A 15,893-nucleotide genomic window follows, 5' to 3' on the forward strand; every position below is an offset into this window, starting at 1 on the left:
GCCGGACCAGTGCCCTTGCTGTCGACCGCCGAGACGGACACCTTGTCGACCCCGTCCCGATTGGCCAAAAGCCGTGCCCGAACTCGCTGCGCCGGTGAACACGCGAAGCGAGTTCGGGCAGCCCCTTAACGGGTCGCTCACGCCCGCGGGCCGGTCGTTCACTGCGACAGGCCTCCCTGCCTCGAAGGCGGACCGACTGCCGCGACGTCGAGAGCGATGGGAGCGGCGAGCGCGGCGCAATGATCCGGCGCCTGCTCGGGGCGACGGCCCGTTCGGCGTGCTGGTCCCAGGTCGACGACTGCAACACGGTCAGCACTGAGAGCGGGTCCTACTCCCTGCCGTCCTCGAGCGGAATGAGCATAGTGCGGAACGGACCCGCAACGGCGTGGAGGTCCCAAATGCGATCGGCGACGTCGTCGATGCCATTGACAAGCTGAAGCTTGGGAATGCCTCCCGGGATCACGAGTTGCGCGACTCGGACGCCCTCACCCTCGAGTGCGTCGTGGAGCATCTCACCGTAGGCGCTCTCGGCCGGGAACGCGACCGATGTGCCTGCAAAGTCGGCGCGTGCCTTCACCGATGTTCCGCCGTTGATCAGGATGACGCTGCCGTGTCCGGTCTGCCGCATCGCCGGCAGCACAGTACGCACCGCGTGGATGAGCCCGAGGGCCGAGAACCGCAATGCTTCCAGCGCCAGCTCCGGAGTCATCTCGAGCACCGGCTTGAGGTATTCACGCGCCGGGAGCGGGCTGTACTGCAACGCGGTGATGGACCCCAGCTCTGCCGCGGCACGTGCAAGGGCATCCTCAAGCGCGGCCGGTACCCGCACGTCCGCGGCATAACCACGTGCGATCAAACCTCCGGCGTTCAGCTCCGCAGCCATGGCGTCAAGCTTCGACTGGTTCCTCGAGATCAGGGCTATCGAGAAGCCTTCGCGCCCGAACCTTCGGGCAACTGCCGCTCCGAGTCCCGGTCCAGCTCCGATGATGGCGATAACAGGCACGGTAGATTCCTTCGATTCATCGTCTTGTCTTGACCATAGCGCCGGCCCCTCCCACGATGACCTAGCGTCTTGTCTGCGAGAGGGCGCTGGCGACGACGCTCTTGGTGCGGGCAGACCACCAACCTTGCGCTCTTACTCGTCATCCCGTTCGATGACTGGCCATGTCAGCGGCGACGGACGGCCGACGTCGGATGAAGGCTGGCCAAGGATCCGCGGTCGGAAGCCGGTGGTTCAGCGTCCGTCTTGAGCGCGTGCGGTCAGTGGTTCACGCAACCGGGCGGCTCGCGATGGGTCGTGGAGTTCGATCTCGGCGAGGAACAGGTCGATGAGTTGTCTCTGCGAGTTCTGGAGCGCGGCGGCGGTAACCTGCGAGGCTCGCGCGTCGGCGAGTGCGGCCAGTTCGGCTGACGGCAGCCGGTCGACCTCGCGTCCGTGCCAGGGGTTCAGGCCGTGTCGAGCACACGCGAGGGCAATGATCTGGTTCCGGAGTTCGTCGAGCATGAGCGCCGCTTGCCAGAGCTTTCCTCGAGCGAGAGCGGATCGCGCGTGGACGGCGTACAGCCAGCCCGTGCCGATCGTCTGGTCGAGATTGGGTCCGACAGGGGAGGTTGGTGAGTTGACGGTACCGAAGATGAGGTGGAAGCCGTCGTCGGTCGCTCGGAACTCGTTGTTGGCCAGAAAGAGACATCGATCTGCAGTGACGATCGCAACAGGAACACGCGATACCGGACACCGCCCGACATCACGTCGAGCGTGTCCGCGACTCGTTGTTCGGTGTCGATCCAGCGCGTCCACCGTTCCACCACCGCCGGTTCATCCGCGGCCGATCTCAGCTGAAGAACCAGATCGATGTCCGACCAGGCATCCTCCGTTCCACGCGCCGCGGAACCCACGAAGGCGGCACCATCTACGTCTGCGTCGGCACGGGCATGTGCGACGAGCGCATCGCGGAATCGGGCTCGATCGGTGGGCGCGAACATCTCCCCACTTCAGTCCGCGGCACAGCGCCCTGTCAACCGTCGCCGCATCGCATCAGCGCCCGCTGGCCGGTCGCTCAGCGTTCGTTGTTCTCGACGGCCCAGAGCTCGGGTCTCGAGAGTGCGCGGCTTGATCACGTGCGATCCGGTCGGGATGCTGTCATCGGCTATTGCGCACTCCTCGCGTGATGCCGGCAGTCTGTCGACCGACGCGGACGTTCGACAAGGTGGTTGCGGGAGTCGGTGCCTGATGGATCGTTGTCGTGGCGATCGCCCTCATCCCGGCAGCGTTCGCCTTCACTCTGACATTCACTTTCCGGCTGTCCTCGGGCTCAGGGAGGCTCTGCTCCTTCGCGCCGGGGACCGCGGCCAGTGACTCGGGATGCCGTCAGGCGGCGGGCGCGGTGGCCGCAGTCAGCACGATGAGCGGACTGTGCGCGATCATGTCGTCGACATCGTCCCTGCGCCATCGGCGTGCGGCGGCCTCGATGAGCGGCCGTGCTTCGTGGGGATCGGTGATTACCCGCGCCGTGGCAGGAACGTCGGCCTCGATGCCCTTCTTCAAATGCACGATGACGTTGGGGTCTGCGGTGATGTTGTGTATCCAGTCCCTTGTGCGGTCTCGACGCGGCATCCCGGTGATGAACAGCACGCCGTCCTCATCGTGCAGGAAGATCTCGATGCGGCGAGGCAGCTTGCTGCGGCGACCGGTCGTCGTCAAGTCGATGAGCTGACTTCGGTGCAGGGCCGCGCTGACGTCGTTGTTCACACCTGTTGAAGCAATCTCGCTGCTGCAGACATTCCACGCGATCGGTGAGACTTTCCGTGCGCAACGCTGATGGCCAAAGCCCCCGGCAGCAACGCCAAGCCTGTCGCCAGCGGGTCGTTGAGCGCTCGATCACCGCGCTTAAGCCGGTCCTCGATCGTGCGGCGCACGGCCCGGGGCGCACCAGCGCTCGGCAGCTCGCGTCGGTTGTGCGTCTCGCGACCGTTCACGGCGCCGGCGGCTTAGCTTCGCCAGGCGCTCACACTCTCTGACAGGGCGAACTCCTTGCCCCCGAGGTTCCAGGTTGACGGGTCACCGACAGTGATGCCGAGTCGACTGGTGATTCCGAAGTTCATTGTCACGTCGGCGTCAGAACCGTGTCCGCAGGCGGTGTTGGGGGAACCGTTGTCGGCTCGGCTCGTTACGACGATGCACGTTCCGTTGTACGCCGTCGGTCGGGCGAGGTAGATGTCGAACCCGTCGACTCGCGCGATGAACCGGGTTGATAGTGGCTGGACTTGAGCCTGCGTCGCGACAGACAGAATGTCTTCGTCGGTCTGGGGCCTCGCGAACTCGGGGAGCACAAGATCCGGCTTGGGCGTGGATACCGCGGCGCCTACCGCGAAACCTGCGATCAGGGACCCGCTGATGACCGCCACAGCCCAAGGGATCAGCCGGACAGAAAAGCGGTGCCCATCCTCGGCGGGACCGCTCGGGCCCAGGTCAGCGAGGTCGGGTTTGTCTGGCTCTTCCTCAATCGCACGGACCTCAACACTCGGCGGAGCTAGACCGATGTCTTGGGACTGCGCTGCCTCAAGCTCCAGAAGTCGCGCGATTTCGTCCTCGGTCGGGGGAGGCTCCGGCGTAGGCCCGTAAACCCGAGCGCGAAGCTCGTCCAACTCGTCGCTGCGACCCGTTCTCAAATCCACGGTCACAGTATGCGGTCGCCGTGCGACCGGCCAGGGATGGAAGGTCCCGATGTCATGGTCTCTCTCTCCGTTCGTGTAGATCCGAAAGTCACGGCGACCGCGCCCGGGCCGTACCTCGCTCGAATCCCGCAGCCCGATGGCCGATCCCATCCGGGCCGTGTGGGCACGTGTCTATGATCCCGAAACGGCCATTCCTACCTCGGCTGGTCTTGGCGTTGCCAGGGCGGCCGCTTCGGGCGGCTCCGGGACGATGCTCAAGCCGTGCGGACCGCTCGCAGATTGCATCAGATCTTCGATCCACTGCCGGTTGATGCGAGGTGCACGGCTGCCGAAGAAGTGGAATTGCGTCGGGACTGATTGGTGCATCCAGAAGCTGCGGCGCCCGCTGCCATCGCCCATCTCCACGTCGAACATGAACGACTCCGATCAGCGCAGCTTGTTCATGACGACGATGCACAGGTGAGCGAGCGTCCGATCGTCGATATCGACAGAAATCCCCGCCGAATCGTAGATGAACCTCCCCATGCGAGGAGCATACGACCGCGGTGGAGCGCGGGCCACGACGAGTCTCGACACCACGGCCGACGTGTGCCCGCCCGGGACCTGAGCAGGGTTTGCGGCTGTCCCGAGCACTACGGGCGAAGAGGATCCAAGACACCCACTCCTCATATCCAATCAGATGCAAGGGTCAGCCTTGTCGGACATGCTTCGCTTCCGCGGACCGCTACGGATCCATTAGCGGGCGGGAGGTCGGTGACTCGTCTCACGGCTACAGCAAGCCTTCTTGACGGTATTGCTCGACGCGTGCCTGGAACGACTCACGCCGAGCACGCTGATAAGGCGTCCACAGTGCGGGCTCGTCGGTGATGTCACGCCCGTCGCGGTAGGGCCGCTCCCAATGCGGGTCAACGCCGGCGCGAAGGTAGGTCAGCTCAATCTCGACGTTTACCGCCCCAGCGTTCGCCGCGCGCATGTCGAGGTCGGTGATGTGATGCCTGTTGTAACTCATCGGCCGGGCTCCTTCCGCCGGCCGAGACACAGAGTACGCCGGGGGCAACGACTTTTCACCTGCGATCAGCTTTCGGCCGCCGTTCATGCTCCGCTGGCGTCATCGAGGCGGCTGCGTTCGCGATAGCGAGGCGCGGTCCCTGCGTACACAAGGCATACCCTTGCGCGCGAGTGGAGGGGTCCCGCCGCCGATGAGTCAGCCGCAAGCTGCCTCGTGACCAGATTGCGTGCCTACTGGACGGCGGCCTTCAGCTTCGAGCCCGCGGTGACGTTCACGCGGGGGCCCGCAGGGATTCGGACACGGCGGACTGGGTCTGCCCGGTCGCGCCGGCGGGGGCGGACGGCGGTTCTACTGCGGGTCCGCGTGATGGGCTGTCTCGCTGAAGATCTTGTACCCGGCGAGGATGTCCGCCTCTACCGCGGCCTCGGATGCGGGTCTACACTCCGGTCGGGGGCCACGTTCGCGCGCCCGAATCGCCGATGCGCTGCGCTGGGCCGGCGCGGGGATGACAACGCCCCCGGACTGGAAATCATCATGTTCGAGAACCTGATGGCGACGGCTGTCCTTCCGGCCGCGGACATCGATCGAGCCAAGGCCTGGTGGCACGACGTGCTCGGCCGCGACCCGGTCTCTGCCGACAACGAAGGCGGCAACCTGTTCTACGACGTCGGCGGAACCATGGTGCTGGTGTACCGAACCGACTTCGCAGGTACGGCTCAGAACACCGCGTTCAACCTCGTGACGGACGACATCGATCGTGACACGACGGCGCTGCGCACGCACGGGGTCGTCTTCCACGATTACGACATGCCCGGACTGAAGACCGTCGACGGCATCGCCGACCTCGGCGGCGAGCGCACCGCGTGGTTCAGCGACAGCGAGGGCAACATCTTCGCGATCGGCCAGCCGACACCCGAGATGATGGAGATGGCGAGGAGGATGCGCGCCGATACAGCGAGCTGAACCCGAACCCTGCACGCTCTGACGCGACGCCGGTGTCGACCAATTGCCGACGCCCAGGATGGGTCCTCCCACACGTGTCCGGAGAGGCAATTCGCCTCTTGAGAGGTGTGCGCTGCCGCCCCAGGCGTCCCGGGTGGGTCGGACCTGCAACGATCCGTATTCGCGCACGGGATGAGGTCCCAGTGCCGAGGGAAATCGGCTGCAACGGCGCGACCGGTTGGCGCGGCATTGACGCGCAGAGCCGCGCCTTCACGATGTGAGATGATCACGCGATGGGCGCTGGTGACCGCGGTGAGTTGCATGCCCTCCGTGCTCGCGCGTACGGTCCGGCCGCCGACATCTACGAGGACCCGGCTGCGCTACGGCGCCTTCAGGAGCTTGAGCGTCGCCTGAGCGCCTCGTCGCCGTCATCTCATGCCGAGCTGCACGAGAGTGACGTCGCGAGTGCATCTGAGGAGTCGGCGCCGCGGCAGGGCGGTCACACTCCTACCGCGGGCGAGGACGAGTCCGCGTCGAGTGGAGTCGACCATGTCGTCTCCCCAGCCAGGGCACCCCGTCACCGGTGGATCGGTGTCGGTGTCTTGTGGTTGCTCTCGGTCATCGTTGCCGCCGGGGTCGTATGGGCTGTGACATTCACCACCACGTACGTGCCACCTGTGTCTGCTTCCGGGGCTGAGCGCCAGGTCGCGACACTGGAACCGTCCTCTATCCGCACGCTTCCCAAAGAGTGGTTCGGTACGTCATCGAGCTCGTTGGTCTTCGACTTCTACGGCCTGACTGTCTTGACCACCGACAGCGGACTCGGTACCGGCACGAACTGCTTCATGGTCGTTCCTACGGATGAGGTACCCGACGACAATGCGGACGTCGATTCCTGGTCCGGTGTGGGGATATTGCTGACCGGATGCAAGGCGGGCGGGTTTCCGGCCGCGGCGCAGACGACCGTGGACGAAGCGTTCCCAGCGGAACTCCGAACCGTCTTTCCACCAGGCTCCGCATTGAAGTTCGTGCTCGAAGGCGACCGGGTCCGCGTGTTCTCGTCCGCCCGCTAGGGCGTCACCTGGAAGAGCATGTGTGCGTGTTCAATCGCACCCCGGGCAACCGCAGTCGCCGCAACCTGGCACGGAGGTGCGGGCGGCACAGCGCACCCACATCCCGCACGCCAGCGATCCGTTGCTGTGACTACCCGCGAGAGCCGAATCGCTTCGACTGATGGGGTTGACGAGTTCTCCGTCTCGAAGCTGAGGAGCAGCGTCACCGACCACGAGCGGATGCGGATACGGTGGGCTGGACTCGACGTAGGGGGCGTCACCCGCATGACCGCCGAAACCGACAACCAATCGTTCTCCGGCGGCTTCGGCCGCCTCACCGCAGATGATCGCGACCTCATCACCCGCGCGGAGACCCTTCGCTGTCTCCCGTCGACGCGCAGCGGCCTCGGCGACGAGATTGAGCGCGGGCTTGCGCTCATTCGCAACGGAGATCCCGCGGGGGCCGGCGTCCTCGAAGATGCGGTCGAAGCGGTCGCCAACTTCAAGCACATCGTCCATGCAGCCGGAGACTTCTACCTGAGCATGCATGTAAGGGGGATGCTGGACAGTGCCTACTGGGCACTCGAATCGTCGTCCACACCGCCCGAGGTCGCCGAACGCATCCGCGAGGCCGAGCGTCACATCGGACTCGCCGACGACGCCGGTGTCGCGGCCCTCGAGACCGCCCTCGCGGAAGCTCGGTAGTCTGCCCTTAGCCCACCGGAGAAGCCTCGACTTCCTGACCGGACGCGATCCCCGTGCGAGCACCGGAACGACTAGGGGCGTGCCGCGCGCCATGCGCAGCTGTCGCGAATCGACCAGGTTCCATTGCCGCGGGTCCATAACCCGGCTATGGGCGTGGCCGCGCGCGCAACGCTGCCCTTCGCTGAGATGGATCCACTGCCCGTGTGCGGGGATCGAGCGAAGCGGTCGCACCCAAGGTGTCGACAGCCCACAGCGCATGTGGGAGCGTGATGATCGATCATCGTGCGGACTAGGTTGTGCTCACAGGGAAGGGTTGACGCATGAGCGACGGCGATGGTGACGAAACTGCGGACCGCCGATCGCGATCACAGTCCGACAGCGCGGATCGACTTCATGACGATCTGCGGTCCGAGTATTTCGTAATCGTCGGGATCGTCGAGGGCTTTGATCAGCGCCTCCTGACCATCAAAAGCTGGGGCGTAACGTTTGCGCTCGCGACTCTCGGTTTCGGGTTCCAACAGGGTCACTACGGTCTCTTCCTCGTCGCCGCAGCCGCTGCCCTGGCGTTCTGGCTGATCGAGGGCTCCGTTAAGCGACACCAGATGCGCTACTACCCACGAATGGGCGACATCGAGGTGATCAGCTTTCAGCTCTGGTCTGAGAACACACCGAGCGGGCCTGCGTCGTCGCCGCTCATCGACTGGGGTTTTTTCACTGCTCCGCCCCGGCTGCGCGGCGGAAAGTCGAAGGGCGATCCGCGAAGACCCAGCCCGTGGAAGGACATCAACGATCAACCCGGCGCAATTCGTTGGGTCCTCCTCTGGCCGCACGTAGCGTTGCCGCACGCCATCGTGGTCGCGGTGGGACTTGCACTCTTCGTGGTCGGGCTCACCACCGGCGCGCTCGGCCGGATCTAGGACACTTCCCGCTGCGGGGTCCGTGATCGGGCGCCGCCATCGTGGGGTTTAGATGCTTCCCGTGCGGCTGAAGCGATGCTCCATGGGCCACCCGACGTCCCCGAGGGCGGGTCCTTTGACCGGCCGTCAACGCTCGGTGACCGGGGGTTCAGCGTTCGTCTTGAATGAGCGTGGTCAGGGGTTCACGTAGGCGAGCGGCTCGGGAGGGGTCGGCGAGTTCGACCTCGGCGAGGAACAGATCGATGAGTTGTCTCTGCGAGTTGTGGATTGCTGCGACGCTCACCTCATGGGTGCGAGCGCGGGCGAATGCGGCCAGTTCGCCTGACGGCAGCCGGTCGACCTCGCGCCCGTGCCAGGGGTTGAGTCCGCGGCGAGCGCATGCGAGCGCGATGATCTGATTGCGGAGTTCGTCGAGCATGATGACCGCTTGCCAGAGCTTTTCTCGAGCGAGAGCGGATCGCACATGGAGGGCGTACAGCCACCCCATCCCGATCGTCTGGTCGAGGTCCAGGTCTGCAGCGGAGGTCGGTGCGTTGGCGGTGCCGAAGAGCAGCTGGAATCCGTCTTCGGTTGCGCGGAATTGATCGTGCGGCCAGAAGGAGACGTCGATCTGCAACGAGGACCGGATAAGGAACACGCGATAACGGACGCCGCCCGACCAAACATCCAGCGTGTCAGAAACACCCTGCTCGGCGTCAATCCTTTCCGTCCACCGCTCCACCACCGCCGATTCATCCGCGGCCGGTCTCAGCTTGAGGGCCAGGTCGATATCTGACCAGGCATCCTCTGTCCCACGCGCTGCGGAGCCCACCAAGGCAGCACCGGTGACGTCTGCATCTTCACGCGCATCGTCCACGAGCACATCGCGGAAGCGGGATCGATCGGCAGGTGCGAACATCTCACTACTTCAGTCCGCGCCACGGCGCCGTGTCAATCACACGGCTTCCAGTGTGTCCAGTCCCCACCCGGTCCATCAGCGCCCGTAACCCGGTCCACGGGCGCGGATCATCTCGCCGTTTGAGGCAGCCCAGCTCGGTGCGTTTGCGCGTTCCGGGTGTCGGTGATGTCGGAATGATGTCCGCGTGTCGATGATGTCGGCATGGAGAGCCCGAGGATGCGCGAAGGGTTCGCGCACGACGCCACGGTGACGATCGCACCGGATGGTGATGCAGACGCGCTGGGCGCGGCCATCACCGTCGCGCTCTGCGGCCGCTGGGATCACGACCCGCCGTGTCCGCTGGCGCCGCACCACACGCGGGCGGAGCGGACAGGCGATCTGGTTCGGCTCCGCACGCTGTTCGCCGTCGAACCGGAGCTCGAGCGTCGCGTCCGCGACCGCATCGATGACGCCTTGCATGATGCACGGTTCGTCGCTCCTGGCGGGGTGACGACCAGGTGGCGGTTCGAGGCGAGCGAACGGGGGGAGATTCGCGAGCAGGAACGGGATCATCTGGGTCGTCTCATCGGCAGCTGAGCCTCGAGCCGCCCGCCTGAACCCATAGCGGCGTGCGTCTCTCGACGGTCCGCACTCGCGCATCTCGGAGGCCTGATCGCGGAAGGCTAGAGCGCCGGGAAGGTGGTCACCCGCCCGCCGGCCCTTCATACGTTCCGCCGAACCGGCGTGGAATGAGATCGGCTCGCTCGACACCTGTCCGAAGGAGGTCGAGTAGGACGGCGGCAACCTCGCCGGCAGATTGGGGCGCCGGGGCGTTGCTGGACCGAACCGCGTCAGCGCCGGCACGAAGCGATGAGTGGAACTCGGTCGCGGTTATGAACGGGTAGAGCGTCGAGACGGTGATTCCGTCCTCGGCGAGCTCCACTCGGGCAACCTCGGAAAGCTTATTCAGGGCCGCTTTCGATGCAGCGTAGGCGCTCACTCCGGGAAGCGTCATCAGCGATGTTCCGGAGCTCACGTTGATGATGCTGCCCGCGCGCTGGCGCCGCATCGCGGGCAGCACCGCCTGCATCGCCACCAGCGGCGCGATGAGATTGAGATCGAGAATCGCACGAAAGTCGTCGGGATCGATCTGGTCGATCGGCACGTGCAGTCCCTGCCCGGCGTTGTTGATGAGCGCGTCGATCCGGCCGTACTCGTCGAGCGCCGCGGCGACCGCGCGCTGGATGTCCTCCGCTCACGTCACGTCGCCTTCCACCGCCCGCGCATCGGGTAGCTCTGCCGCGAGGCGGGTCAATCGCTCCCCGCGCCGCGCGATGAGGACGAGCCGGGCGCCCGCTTGGGCCGCCGCCCGCGCCGTCGCCTCTCCGATGCCGGAGGAAGCGCCAGTGATCAGAATGACGCTGTTCTCAATCTTCATTACCGCCTCCTCGCGCGGGTCGAAATGCAGTCTCGCACGCCCACCCACGCGCTCGTCAAAATGAGGAGAAACCGGTCGGCGGTGAGGGGGCGCGACACCAGTGGCGACGTCGCGGCGCTCAGCTCGCATGCGGGTACCCCTCCCGGGCGGTCGATGGCCGCAGGATCCACGATCGCGCGGTGCGGTGCGGCCCCGCGATTGTGTCGGCACCCGCTGACCACCGAACAGGGAGGGTACGGCCACCTCAGGTTTATTCCCCGGACAGCCGACAGGGCGATAATCCCTCGCATGAGGCTTCAGATACTGGTACTCGCTGCGGCATTCCTTCTGCTGGTCACGGGCACCGTCGTGGTCTTCATTGCGTTCGACTCGGGGTCACACTCGGTAAGCGACACGATTCGGCCCTTTGTCATCGCCATGGCACCTATCTGGGCGGCATTCGGGCTTGCCGTTTGGGCAGCGACGCGAACGGGATTCAGACGGCGCGACGACCAGTAGGCGGCGCGTGCCCGCCGGACACTGGCTGCTGGCACAGCGCCCGAGACGGATCCCTCTGCGGGCAGGACGGACGGATGCGCTAACGCTCGCGTATCTCGGGGCTCTCGTCGGCGACCCGACGCTCCAAGCCCTCCAGCAGCAGCTCCAATCCGTAGTCGAACTCGTCCGCGAATGCGTAACCGCCATCGCGGAACAGCTCGGCGCGGGAGCGCGCAATGTGGGGATACAGCTCCGCCGACGCCGCAACCTGGACGGCGAATGCCTCCTCGGCGCCGTCCCCGGGTTTGAACGGCAGGCTGGTCTCGGTCAGCGCGAACCCGTACACGTAGGCGTCGATCGCCGAGAACGCGTGTGTGGCGAGCGCGGCGCTGAAGCCCTCGGCCATCAGCACGCCAAGCAGCCGGTCGTGGTCCTGCAGCAGCGCTGGGCCGGGGTTCTGGCGCACCATCATCCCGAGCGCCCACGGATGAGCGGTGAGCACCGACCGTGCCGATCGTGCCCGGCCGGTCAGCGCCTCCCGCCAGGGATCGCCGACCTCGGGCGGCTCGATCCTCTCGAATACCCAGTCGACGAGGTCGTCGAGCAGCGCCTCCTTGCTTTCGACGTGATGGTAGAGCGACATCGCCTCTACGCCGAGCACCTTCGCGACACTGCGCATGCTCACGGCGGCGACACCTGCCCGGTCGGCGACGGCGGCGGCCGCGGCAATGATCCTCTTCCTGCTCAGTGGTTCGCGCCGCGTCATTTTCCCATCCTTGCGCACTTACGCCCGTAAGGCTATGGTGGGGACCGGTCCTTACAACTGTAAGTCCCGAGTCTGACGAATCAAGCCAAGGAGCATTGTGATGAGAACGCCTCAATCCCACACCGCACTAGGGAATCCGCCGTCCCAGCGCACGCTGGAAAAGCTGCGCATTCCCGTGCAGGCCAAGCTCGCCGCCGCATGGACCAGCTTCATGTTCCTCTACGTCTACGTCGACATCTTCAACTTCTACAAGCCCGGCGTCGTCGACGGCATCCTGAGTGGCCTGGTCTGGAGGTTCGACGTCAGCTCGACGTTGTTGACCGTCATGCTCGCGTCCGTGGCGATCCCCGCCCTGATGGTGATGCTGTCCATGACGCTGCCCGCCCGGGTGAACCGCGCCACGAACCTCGTCGTGGCATCGCTCTACATCCCCTACTCGGTGTTCAACGCGGCAGGGGCGACCTGGGAGTGGGCCTTCTTCTACGGCCTCTCGATCGGAATCGAGGTGCTGCTCCTGGCCTTCATCCTGCGCTCCGCCTGGGCCTGGCCACGCCGCACCACGCCGCCGGCGACCCTGGCGGCCAGCCTCGACAGCGGGCCACTCCGCACGCCGCAGCAGGCGTGACTTCCCGCCCCGCGCCCGACCATCCTTCGCTCGCGCCACCCGCGGGCACGGTCACCTGTCTCAGCGTTCGCTGTTGAGCACTCCGTCCCACCCCGTCCCGAGAACGGTCCCGGTCATGATCGAGGCGCACGAGCTCCCCAAGCGCAACGGCGACACCACCGCCGTGAACTCCCTCAGCTTCACGATCGCGCCCCGGGACCGTCACCGGGGTCCTCGGCCCGAACGGCGTCGGCAAGTCTCCGACAATTTGCATGATCATGGGACGGGACCGGCCGACGTCGTCAGCGAGGTCATCGAAATGACCGGCCCGGCCGGGTCGCGACCAGGCGCGTCGGAGGGTTCTCCCTCGGCATGGGCCCGGCCTGGGCATCGCCGCCGCCCTCCTAGGCGACCCCAGGACGCGCATCCTCGACGAGCCGGTCAACGGGCTCGACCCCGAGGGGCGCTGAAAAGCGGGTCCAGTCGGGCGTTCAGCTCAGCACATGCCTCGGCGACTCGCCCTCCGAACTCGTCGCGCATCACGCCCTCCAGCAGGCCGGGAAGGATGGACGCTAATCGCTCGAGTCGGATCCGCCCGCGGGCATGCCCGAAACAGGGACCGTGGCGTGCACCGCCCTCCGGCGATCCGGCAGCGGGCCGGACCGTAGTACTGGTACCGGCGCCGGGGTGGCGCGAGTCGGCGGGAGGTACGTCGCTGAGCGGCGTCAGATATGGCGCGAGGTGAACGATAGTGTCCCGCCATGGGCGATATCGACATCACGGGGGTCCGGATGGATGCCGGCAACAAGGAGACTCACCGATGAGCTTCACCACACCCAATGGAACGCGCGGTGGCCGCCGGCCGAAGGCCGGCGGCCCGGTCATGCGCTGGATGACCGAGCGCGCGATCTCCCACGTCCGTCGCAAGGGGAGCCGATTCATGGGCAGCAACGTCCTGGTACTGAATACCGCTCATTGCACGCGAGAGCAATCAGTTCTACGGTGTGGTCATCCGATCTGGGAGGTGACGCGGTGGACCGGCAGTACTACGGCGCGGACATTGACGTCTTCTACGACCTGGATCGGTGCATCCACGCCCAGGAGTGCGTTCACGGTCTTCCGAAGGTCTTCGACCGGAGTCGCAAGCCATGGGTACTTCCGGATGAGGGCACCCCGGACGCCATCACTGCCACGATCCTGCGCTGCCCCTCGGGCGCGCTGCACTACCGCCGCGCCGATGGAGTCGCCGAGACCCCCGACGCGACGACGACCATCACTCCCATGCCCGCCGGCCCGATCTACGTGCGCGGCGACATCACCGTGCGCCTTGCCGATGGGTCGACCGAGACCGCTACCCGTGCGGCTCTCTGCGGTTGTGGGCGATCGGCGCACCAACCGTTCTGCGATCTCACCCACCTCACGCCCAGCCTTTGACCAAAGCGATCCGGAGACCGCCCCAGCACAGCGCTCTTACCCTGACGTGGAACCTACAGCGACGCCAATACCATCAACCGCTGCCTAAAGCCGACGCAGCATACCCGCTCCAAGCTCGGCGGTCAGGAGTGAGGCACCCTGAGCCGATCCCCATGCGGGCGATGCACCGGGAGACTGATGCGTTGGTGCATCTGCAAGGGGCGCGACTTGCTGCGAGCTCGATGCTGGCCTAACCGTCGCGTCGGGAGGCCAGTTGGCGTTTGCGCGTCACCTCCGCTACGGGGCCGGCGCCACCTCCCGTGCGGGCTCACTCGCCGTCGAAGAAGTCGGAGATGAAGTCCGCGACATCGAGGAACCCCCCGTCGCGCACAGTGGTCCCGTAGTTGAGCTGGGCCGCTGCCTGGGTGTGGTTGTCGCGCAGTTCGCCCAGCGGATCCCGCCGGAAGTGCCGAACCTCGGCGATCGTGAGCGCCGCACCGGTGGCGGACGCGAGGGTGAACCCGCCCGCGAGAACGGCTTCGGCCACCGACCCCGCGAAAACGAATGCGAGGGTGATAATCAGGAACACGAACGCGGCCACAACAAAACCGCGTAGTCGTTTCGCGGGTTTGCCGTGGTGTTCGAGCCACGCTGTCCACTGTGGATTCTGTGGTAGCCACCACATCCACCCAGGCGGATCATCGGTTGGGGCTCCGGCCGGCCGCCATGCGTCGGACATCTCCAATCCGATGTGCTGCAGAATCCAGCCCTGGTCGGGCATTGGCCATCCTGGAGGCGGGTTGAAGCGCACAGGCAGTTGGCGCTGCCAGTCGTCGGTCTGGGCTGCTGCTCCCTCTACCGGAGCCGGTGTGGCGGTGTCCGGGGTAGGACTCGGCGTCGCACGGATGCTCATCAGCCAAAGCTGATACCACCGCGCCGACAACTCGGAATCGTCCGCAATGGCGGCGGCCCTTTCATCGCTGATGTTGATTCCGAGGTTCCGGCGACCGACCTCTCTGGTGAGCGCCTGACGGAACTGGTCCAGAGTCGTGCCGATGCGTTCCTCGGGAGGACCATCAGCGCTCGGGATCGTCATGCCCTCGCCTTTCGCCGGGCTGGCCCAGACGCTAATCGCCGCAACGCCCGCCCGCCAGAAGAACGGCTGTTCCGGAGCGAGCATGCGGATCCTCAAGCGGGCGCCGCGATGGGGTTCTGCATGGAGATTCAGGGTGGGCGGCAGCCTAGAGTCCGGTGTCCCCGTCGGCTGTGAAGGGCCTCCGCTTTGTGCTGGGCCGGGGCGCTCGGCTGATCCCATAGTCAGTGTCGGAATGGCAGGTCGTAGCGGCGGTGTGCTCGCTCAGAGCGCGACCAGGTCGACCTCGCGAAGACGCGCGTGATCCACCGCTGCCATCATCATCGTGCACAGGGGCTGCCGTCGCCTGTCGGTCGGAGAGCCGGGATTGAGGAGCCGCATGCCCCGAGGCGTGACCGTATCCCATGGAATGTGGCTGTGCCCGAACACCAGCGCATCTACATCGGGGTAGGCAGCATCCATCCGCATCTCACGCCCGCTCGCTTGCCCGGTCTCGTGCACCACCGCGAACCGCACACCGTCGATCACGCGGCGTGCGACCTCCGGCAGCCGGCCTCTCAGGTCAGCGCCGTCGTTGTTGCCCCACACGCCGAGCACGTCGGCGTGCTGCTCGAGTTCATCAAGAACGGATGCCGCAACCCAGTCGCCGGCGTGAATCACGAGGTCCGCCATGTCCGCCGCTTTGAGCACCGCGTCTGGCAACCGTCGAGCACGTCCCGGGATGTGCGTGTCGGAAATGAGGAGTAGCCGGGTTGCCATGTGTTGATTCTCCCGGGACATGGCCACCCGACACCGGAAGGCCCAGCGCTAAAGTCCCGAGCCGTGTCATCTAAGACCAGCATTGAGGCGGGCCCCCGCGTCCGGGATCCCTCAGCGCGCTCGCTGGGGGAGAGGGGCGGGTGGGATTACGCGACGGCAACAAGCC

16 protein-coding genes and 3 pseudogenes are annotated in these 15,893 nt (G+C 66.0%); 8 read left to right on the forward strand and 11 right to left on the reverse strand.

Going from position 1 to position 15,893, the window contains the following annotated elements; genetic code table 11:
- Positions 1-328: 328 nt before the first annotated feature.
- The 6 genes and pseudogenes from ABD212_RS17275 to ABD212_RS17300 all read right to left on the reverse strand — a co-directional run bounded on the left by ABD212_RS17275 (position 329) and on the right by ABD212_RS17300 (position 4,684).
- Positions 329-1,003 carry an SDR family NAD(P)-dependent oxidoreductase gene (locus tag ABD212_RS17275; RefSeq protein WP_344097032.1) on the reverse strand — a complete coding sequence of 225 codons (675 nt, stop codon included), beginning with the start codon at positions 1,001-1,003 and terminating at the stop codon, positions 329-331.
- A 231-nt stretch (positions 1,004-1,234) separates the two neighbouring features.
- Entirely contained in the window at positions 1,235-1,504 is a 270-nt protein-coding gene (locus ABD212_RS17280; protein WP_344097034.1) for a hypothetical protein, read from the reverse strand.
- Between the two features lie 864 nt (positions 1,505-2,368).
- Positions 2,369-2,749 carry a nitroreductase family deazaflavin-dependent oxidoreductase gene (locus ABD212_RS17285; protein WP_344097036.1) on the reverse strand — a complete coding sequence of 127 codons (381 nt, stop codon included), beginning with the start codon at positions 2,747-2,749 and terminating at the stop codon, positions 2,369-2,371.
- Positions 2,750-2,988: 239 nt separating this feature from the next.
- On the reverse strand, positions 2,989-3,675 hold the full coding sequence (locus ABD212_RS17290; RefSeq protein ID WP_344097038.1) for a hypothetical protein: 687 nt from the start codon (positions 3,673-3,675) through the stop codon (positions 2,989-2,991).
- A gap of 171 nt (positions 3,676-3,846) precedes the next feature.
- Positions 3,847-4,344, reverse strand: a pseudogene (locus ABD212_RS19080) (DUF7882 family protein).
- A gap of 100 nt (positions 4,345-4,444) precedes the next feature.
- On the reverse strand, positions 4,445-4,684 hold the full coding sequence (locus ABD212_RS17300; protein WP_344097042.1) for a hypothetical protein: 240 nt from the start codon (positions 4,682-4,684) through the stop codon (positions 4,445-4,447).
- Positions 4,685-5,218: 534 nt separating this feature from the next.
- Between ABD212_RS17300 and ABD212_RS17305 the strand changes: the two genes are divergently transcribed.
- The 4 genes from ABD212_RS17305 to ABD212_RS17320 all read left to right on the forward strand — a co-directional run bounded on the left by ABD212_RS17305 (position 5,219) and on the right by ABD212_RS17320 (position 8,300).
- Positions 5,219-5,647, forward strand: coding sequence for a VOC family protein (locus ABD212_RS17305; protein ID WP_344097044.1), 429 nt, complete (start codon positions 5,219-5,221; stop codon positions 5,645-5,647).
- Positions 5,648-6,273: 626 nt separating this feature from the next.
- On the forward strand, positions 6,274-6,699 hold the full coding sequence (locus ABD212_RS17310; RefSeq protein ID WP_344097047.1) for a hypothetical protein: 426 nt from the start codon (positions 6,274-6,276) through the stop codon (positions 6,697-6,699).
- A gap of 264 nt (positions 6,700-6,963) precedes the next feature.
- Positions 6,964-7,383 carry a hypothetical protein gene (locus ABD212_RS17315; protein ID WP_344097049.1) on the forward strand — a complete coding sequence of 140 codons (420 nt, stop codon included), beginning with the start codon at positions 6,964-6,966 and terminating at the stop codon, positions 7,381-7,383.
- A gap of 320 nt (positions 7,384-7,703) precedes the next feature.
- Complete coding sequence (locus tag ABD212_RS17320) at positions 7,704-8,300, forward strand: hypothetical protein (protein ID WP_344097051.1); 597 nt, start codon at positions 7,704-7,706, stop codon at positions 8,298-8,300.
- 148 nt (positions 8,301-8,448) lie between these two features.
- Here ABD212_RS17320 and ABD212_RS17325 read toward each other — a convergent pair whose 3' ends face one another.
- Positions 8,449-9,198 carry a nucleotidyltransferase domain-containing protein gene (locus ABD212_RS17325; protein WP_344097053.1) on the reverse strand — a complete coding sequence of 250 codons (750 nt, stop codon included), beginning with the start codon at positions 9,196-9,198 and terminating at the stop codon, positions 8,449-8,451.
- 201 nt (positions 9,199-9,399) lie between these two features.
- Here ABD212_RS17325 and ABD212_RS17330 point away from each other — a divergent pair, with 201 nt between their 5' ends.
- A complete protein-coding gene (locus ABD212_RS17330; protein ID WP_344097055.1) occupies positions 9,400-9,774 on the forward strand; it encodes a hypothetical protein in 375 nt (124 codons plus the stop codon).
- Between the two features lie 106 nt (positions 9,775-9,880).
- Here the strand turns inward: ABD212_RS17330 and ABD212_RS17335 are convergent.
- Positions 9,881-10,744 (reverse strand): annotated as a pseudogene (locus ABD212_RS17335) (SDR family NAD(P)-dependent oxidoreductase).
- Between the two features lie 448 nt (positions 10,745-11,192).
- Positions 11,193-11,858, reverse strand: a complete 666-nt coding sequence (locus tag ABD212_RS17340; protein WP_344097057.1) for a TetR/AcrR family transcriptional regulator C-terminal domain-containing protein — start codon at positions 11,856-11,858, stop codon at positions 11,193-11,195.
- 100 nt (positions 11,859-11,958) lie between these two features.
- On the opposite strand from ABD212_RS17340, the gene ABD212_RS17345 reads away from it, so the two are divergent.
- From ABD212_RS17345 to ABD212_RS17355, 3 genes and pseudogenes are all read left to right on the forward strand, one after another.
- Positions 11,959-12,483, forward strand: coding sequence for a DUF6326 family protein (locus ABD212_RS17345; protein ID WP_344097058.1), 525 nt, complete (start codon positions 11,959-11,961; stop codon positions 12,481-12,483).
- A gap of 115 nt (positions 12,484-12,598) precedes the next feature.
- A pseudogene (locus ABD212_RS17350) lies at positions 12,599-12,926 on the forward strand (ATP-binding cassette domain-containing protein); the annotation flags it as partial.
- Between the two features lie 568 nt (positions 12,927-13,494).
- Positions 13,495-13,896: a (4Fe-4S)-binding protein gene (locus tag ABD212_RS17355; RefSeq protein WP_344097060.1), complete on the forward strand. Its 402-nt coding sequence runs from the start codon at positions 13,495-13,497 to the stop codon at positions 13,894-13,896.
- Between the two features lie 307 nt (positions 13,897-14,203).
- Here ABD212_RS17355 and ABD212_RS17360 read toward each other — a convergent pair whose 3' ends face one another.
- Both ABD212_RS17360 and ABD212_RS17365 read right to left on the reverse strand, forming a co-directional pair.
- Positions 14,204-15,190, reverse strand: coding sequence for a hypothetical protein (locus tag ABD212_RS17360; protein ID WP_344097062.1), 987 nt, complete (start codon positions 15,188-15,190; stop codon positions 14,204-14,206).
- A gap of 42 nt (positions 15,191-15,232) precedes the next feature.
- On the reverse strand, positions 15,233-15,727 hold the full coding sequence (locus tag ABD212_RS17365) for a metallophosphoesterase family protein (RefSeq protein WP_344097064.1): 495 nt from the start codon (positions 15,725-15,727) through the stop codon (positions 15,233-15,235).
- Positions 15,728-15,893: the final 166 nt, after the last annotated feature.

Source organism: Microbacterium deminutum (assembly GCF_039530205.1).
In the GTDB taxonomy this organism is placed as follows: Bacteria; Actinomycetota; Actinomycetes; order Actinomycetales; family Microbacteriaceae; genus Microbacterium; species Microbacterium deminutum.

Coding starts and splice junctions, on each gene's coding strand:
- ABD212_RS17280 (WP_344097034.1), bottom strand. CDS start 1,504: ATGCTCGACGAACTCCGGAACCAGATCATTGCCCTCGCGTGTGCTCGA.
- ABD212_RS17300 (WP_344097042.1), bottom strand. CDS start 4,684: ATGAGTTACAACAGGCATCACATCACCGACCTCGACATGCGCGCGGCG.
- ABD212_RS17305 (WP_344097044.1), top strand. CDS start 5,219: ATGTTCGAGAACCTGATGGCGACGGCTGTCCTTCCGGCCGCGGACATC.
- ABD212_RS17315 (WP_344097049.1), top strand. CDS start 6,964: ATGACCGCCGAAACCGACAACCAATCGTTCTCCGGCGGCTTCGGCCGC.
- ABD212_RS17320 (WP_344097051.1), top strand. CDS start 7,704: ATGAGCGACGGCGATGGTGACGAAACTGCGGACCGCCGATCGCGATCA.
- ABD212_RS17325 (WP_344097053.1), bottom strand. CDS start 9,198: ATGTTCGCACCTGCCGATCGATCCCGCTTCCGCGATGTGCTCGTGGAC.
- ABD212_RS17330 (WP_344097055.1), top strand. CDS start 9,400: ATGGAGAGCCCGAGGATGCGCGAAGGGTTCGCGCACGACGCCACGGTG.
- ABD212_RS17340 (WP_344097057.1), bottom strand. CDS start 11,858: ATGACGCGGCGCGAACCACTGAGCAGGAAGAGGATCATTGCCGCGGCC.
- ABD212_RS17345 (WP_344097058.1), top strand. CDS start 11,959: ATGAGAACGCCTCAATCCCACACCGCACTAGGGAATCCGCCGTCCCAG.
- ABD212_RS17360 (WP_344097062.1), bottom strand. CDS start 15,190: ATGGGATCAGCCGAGCGCCCCGGCCCAGCACAAAGCGGAGGCCCTTCA.
- ABD212_RS17365 (WP_344097064.1), bottom strand. CDS start 15,727: ATGGCAACCCGGCTACTCCTCATTTCCGACACGCACATCCCGGGACGT.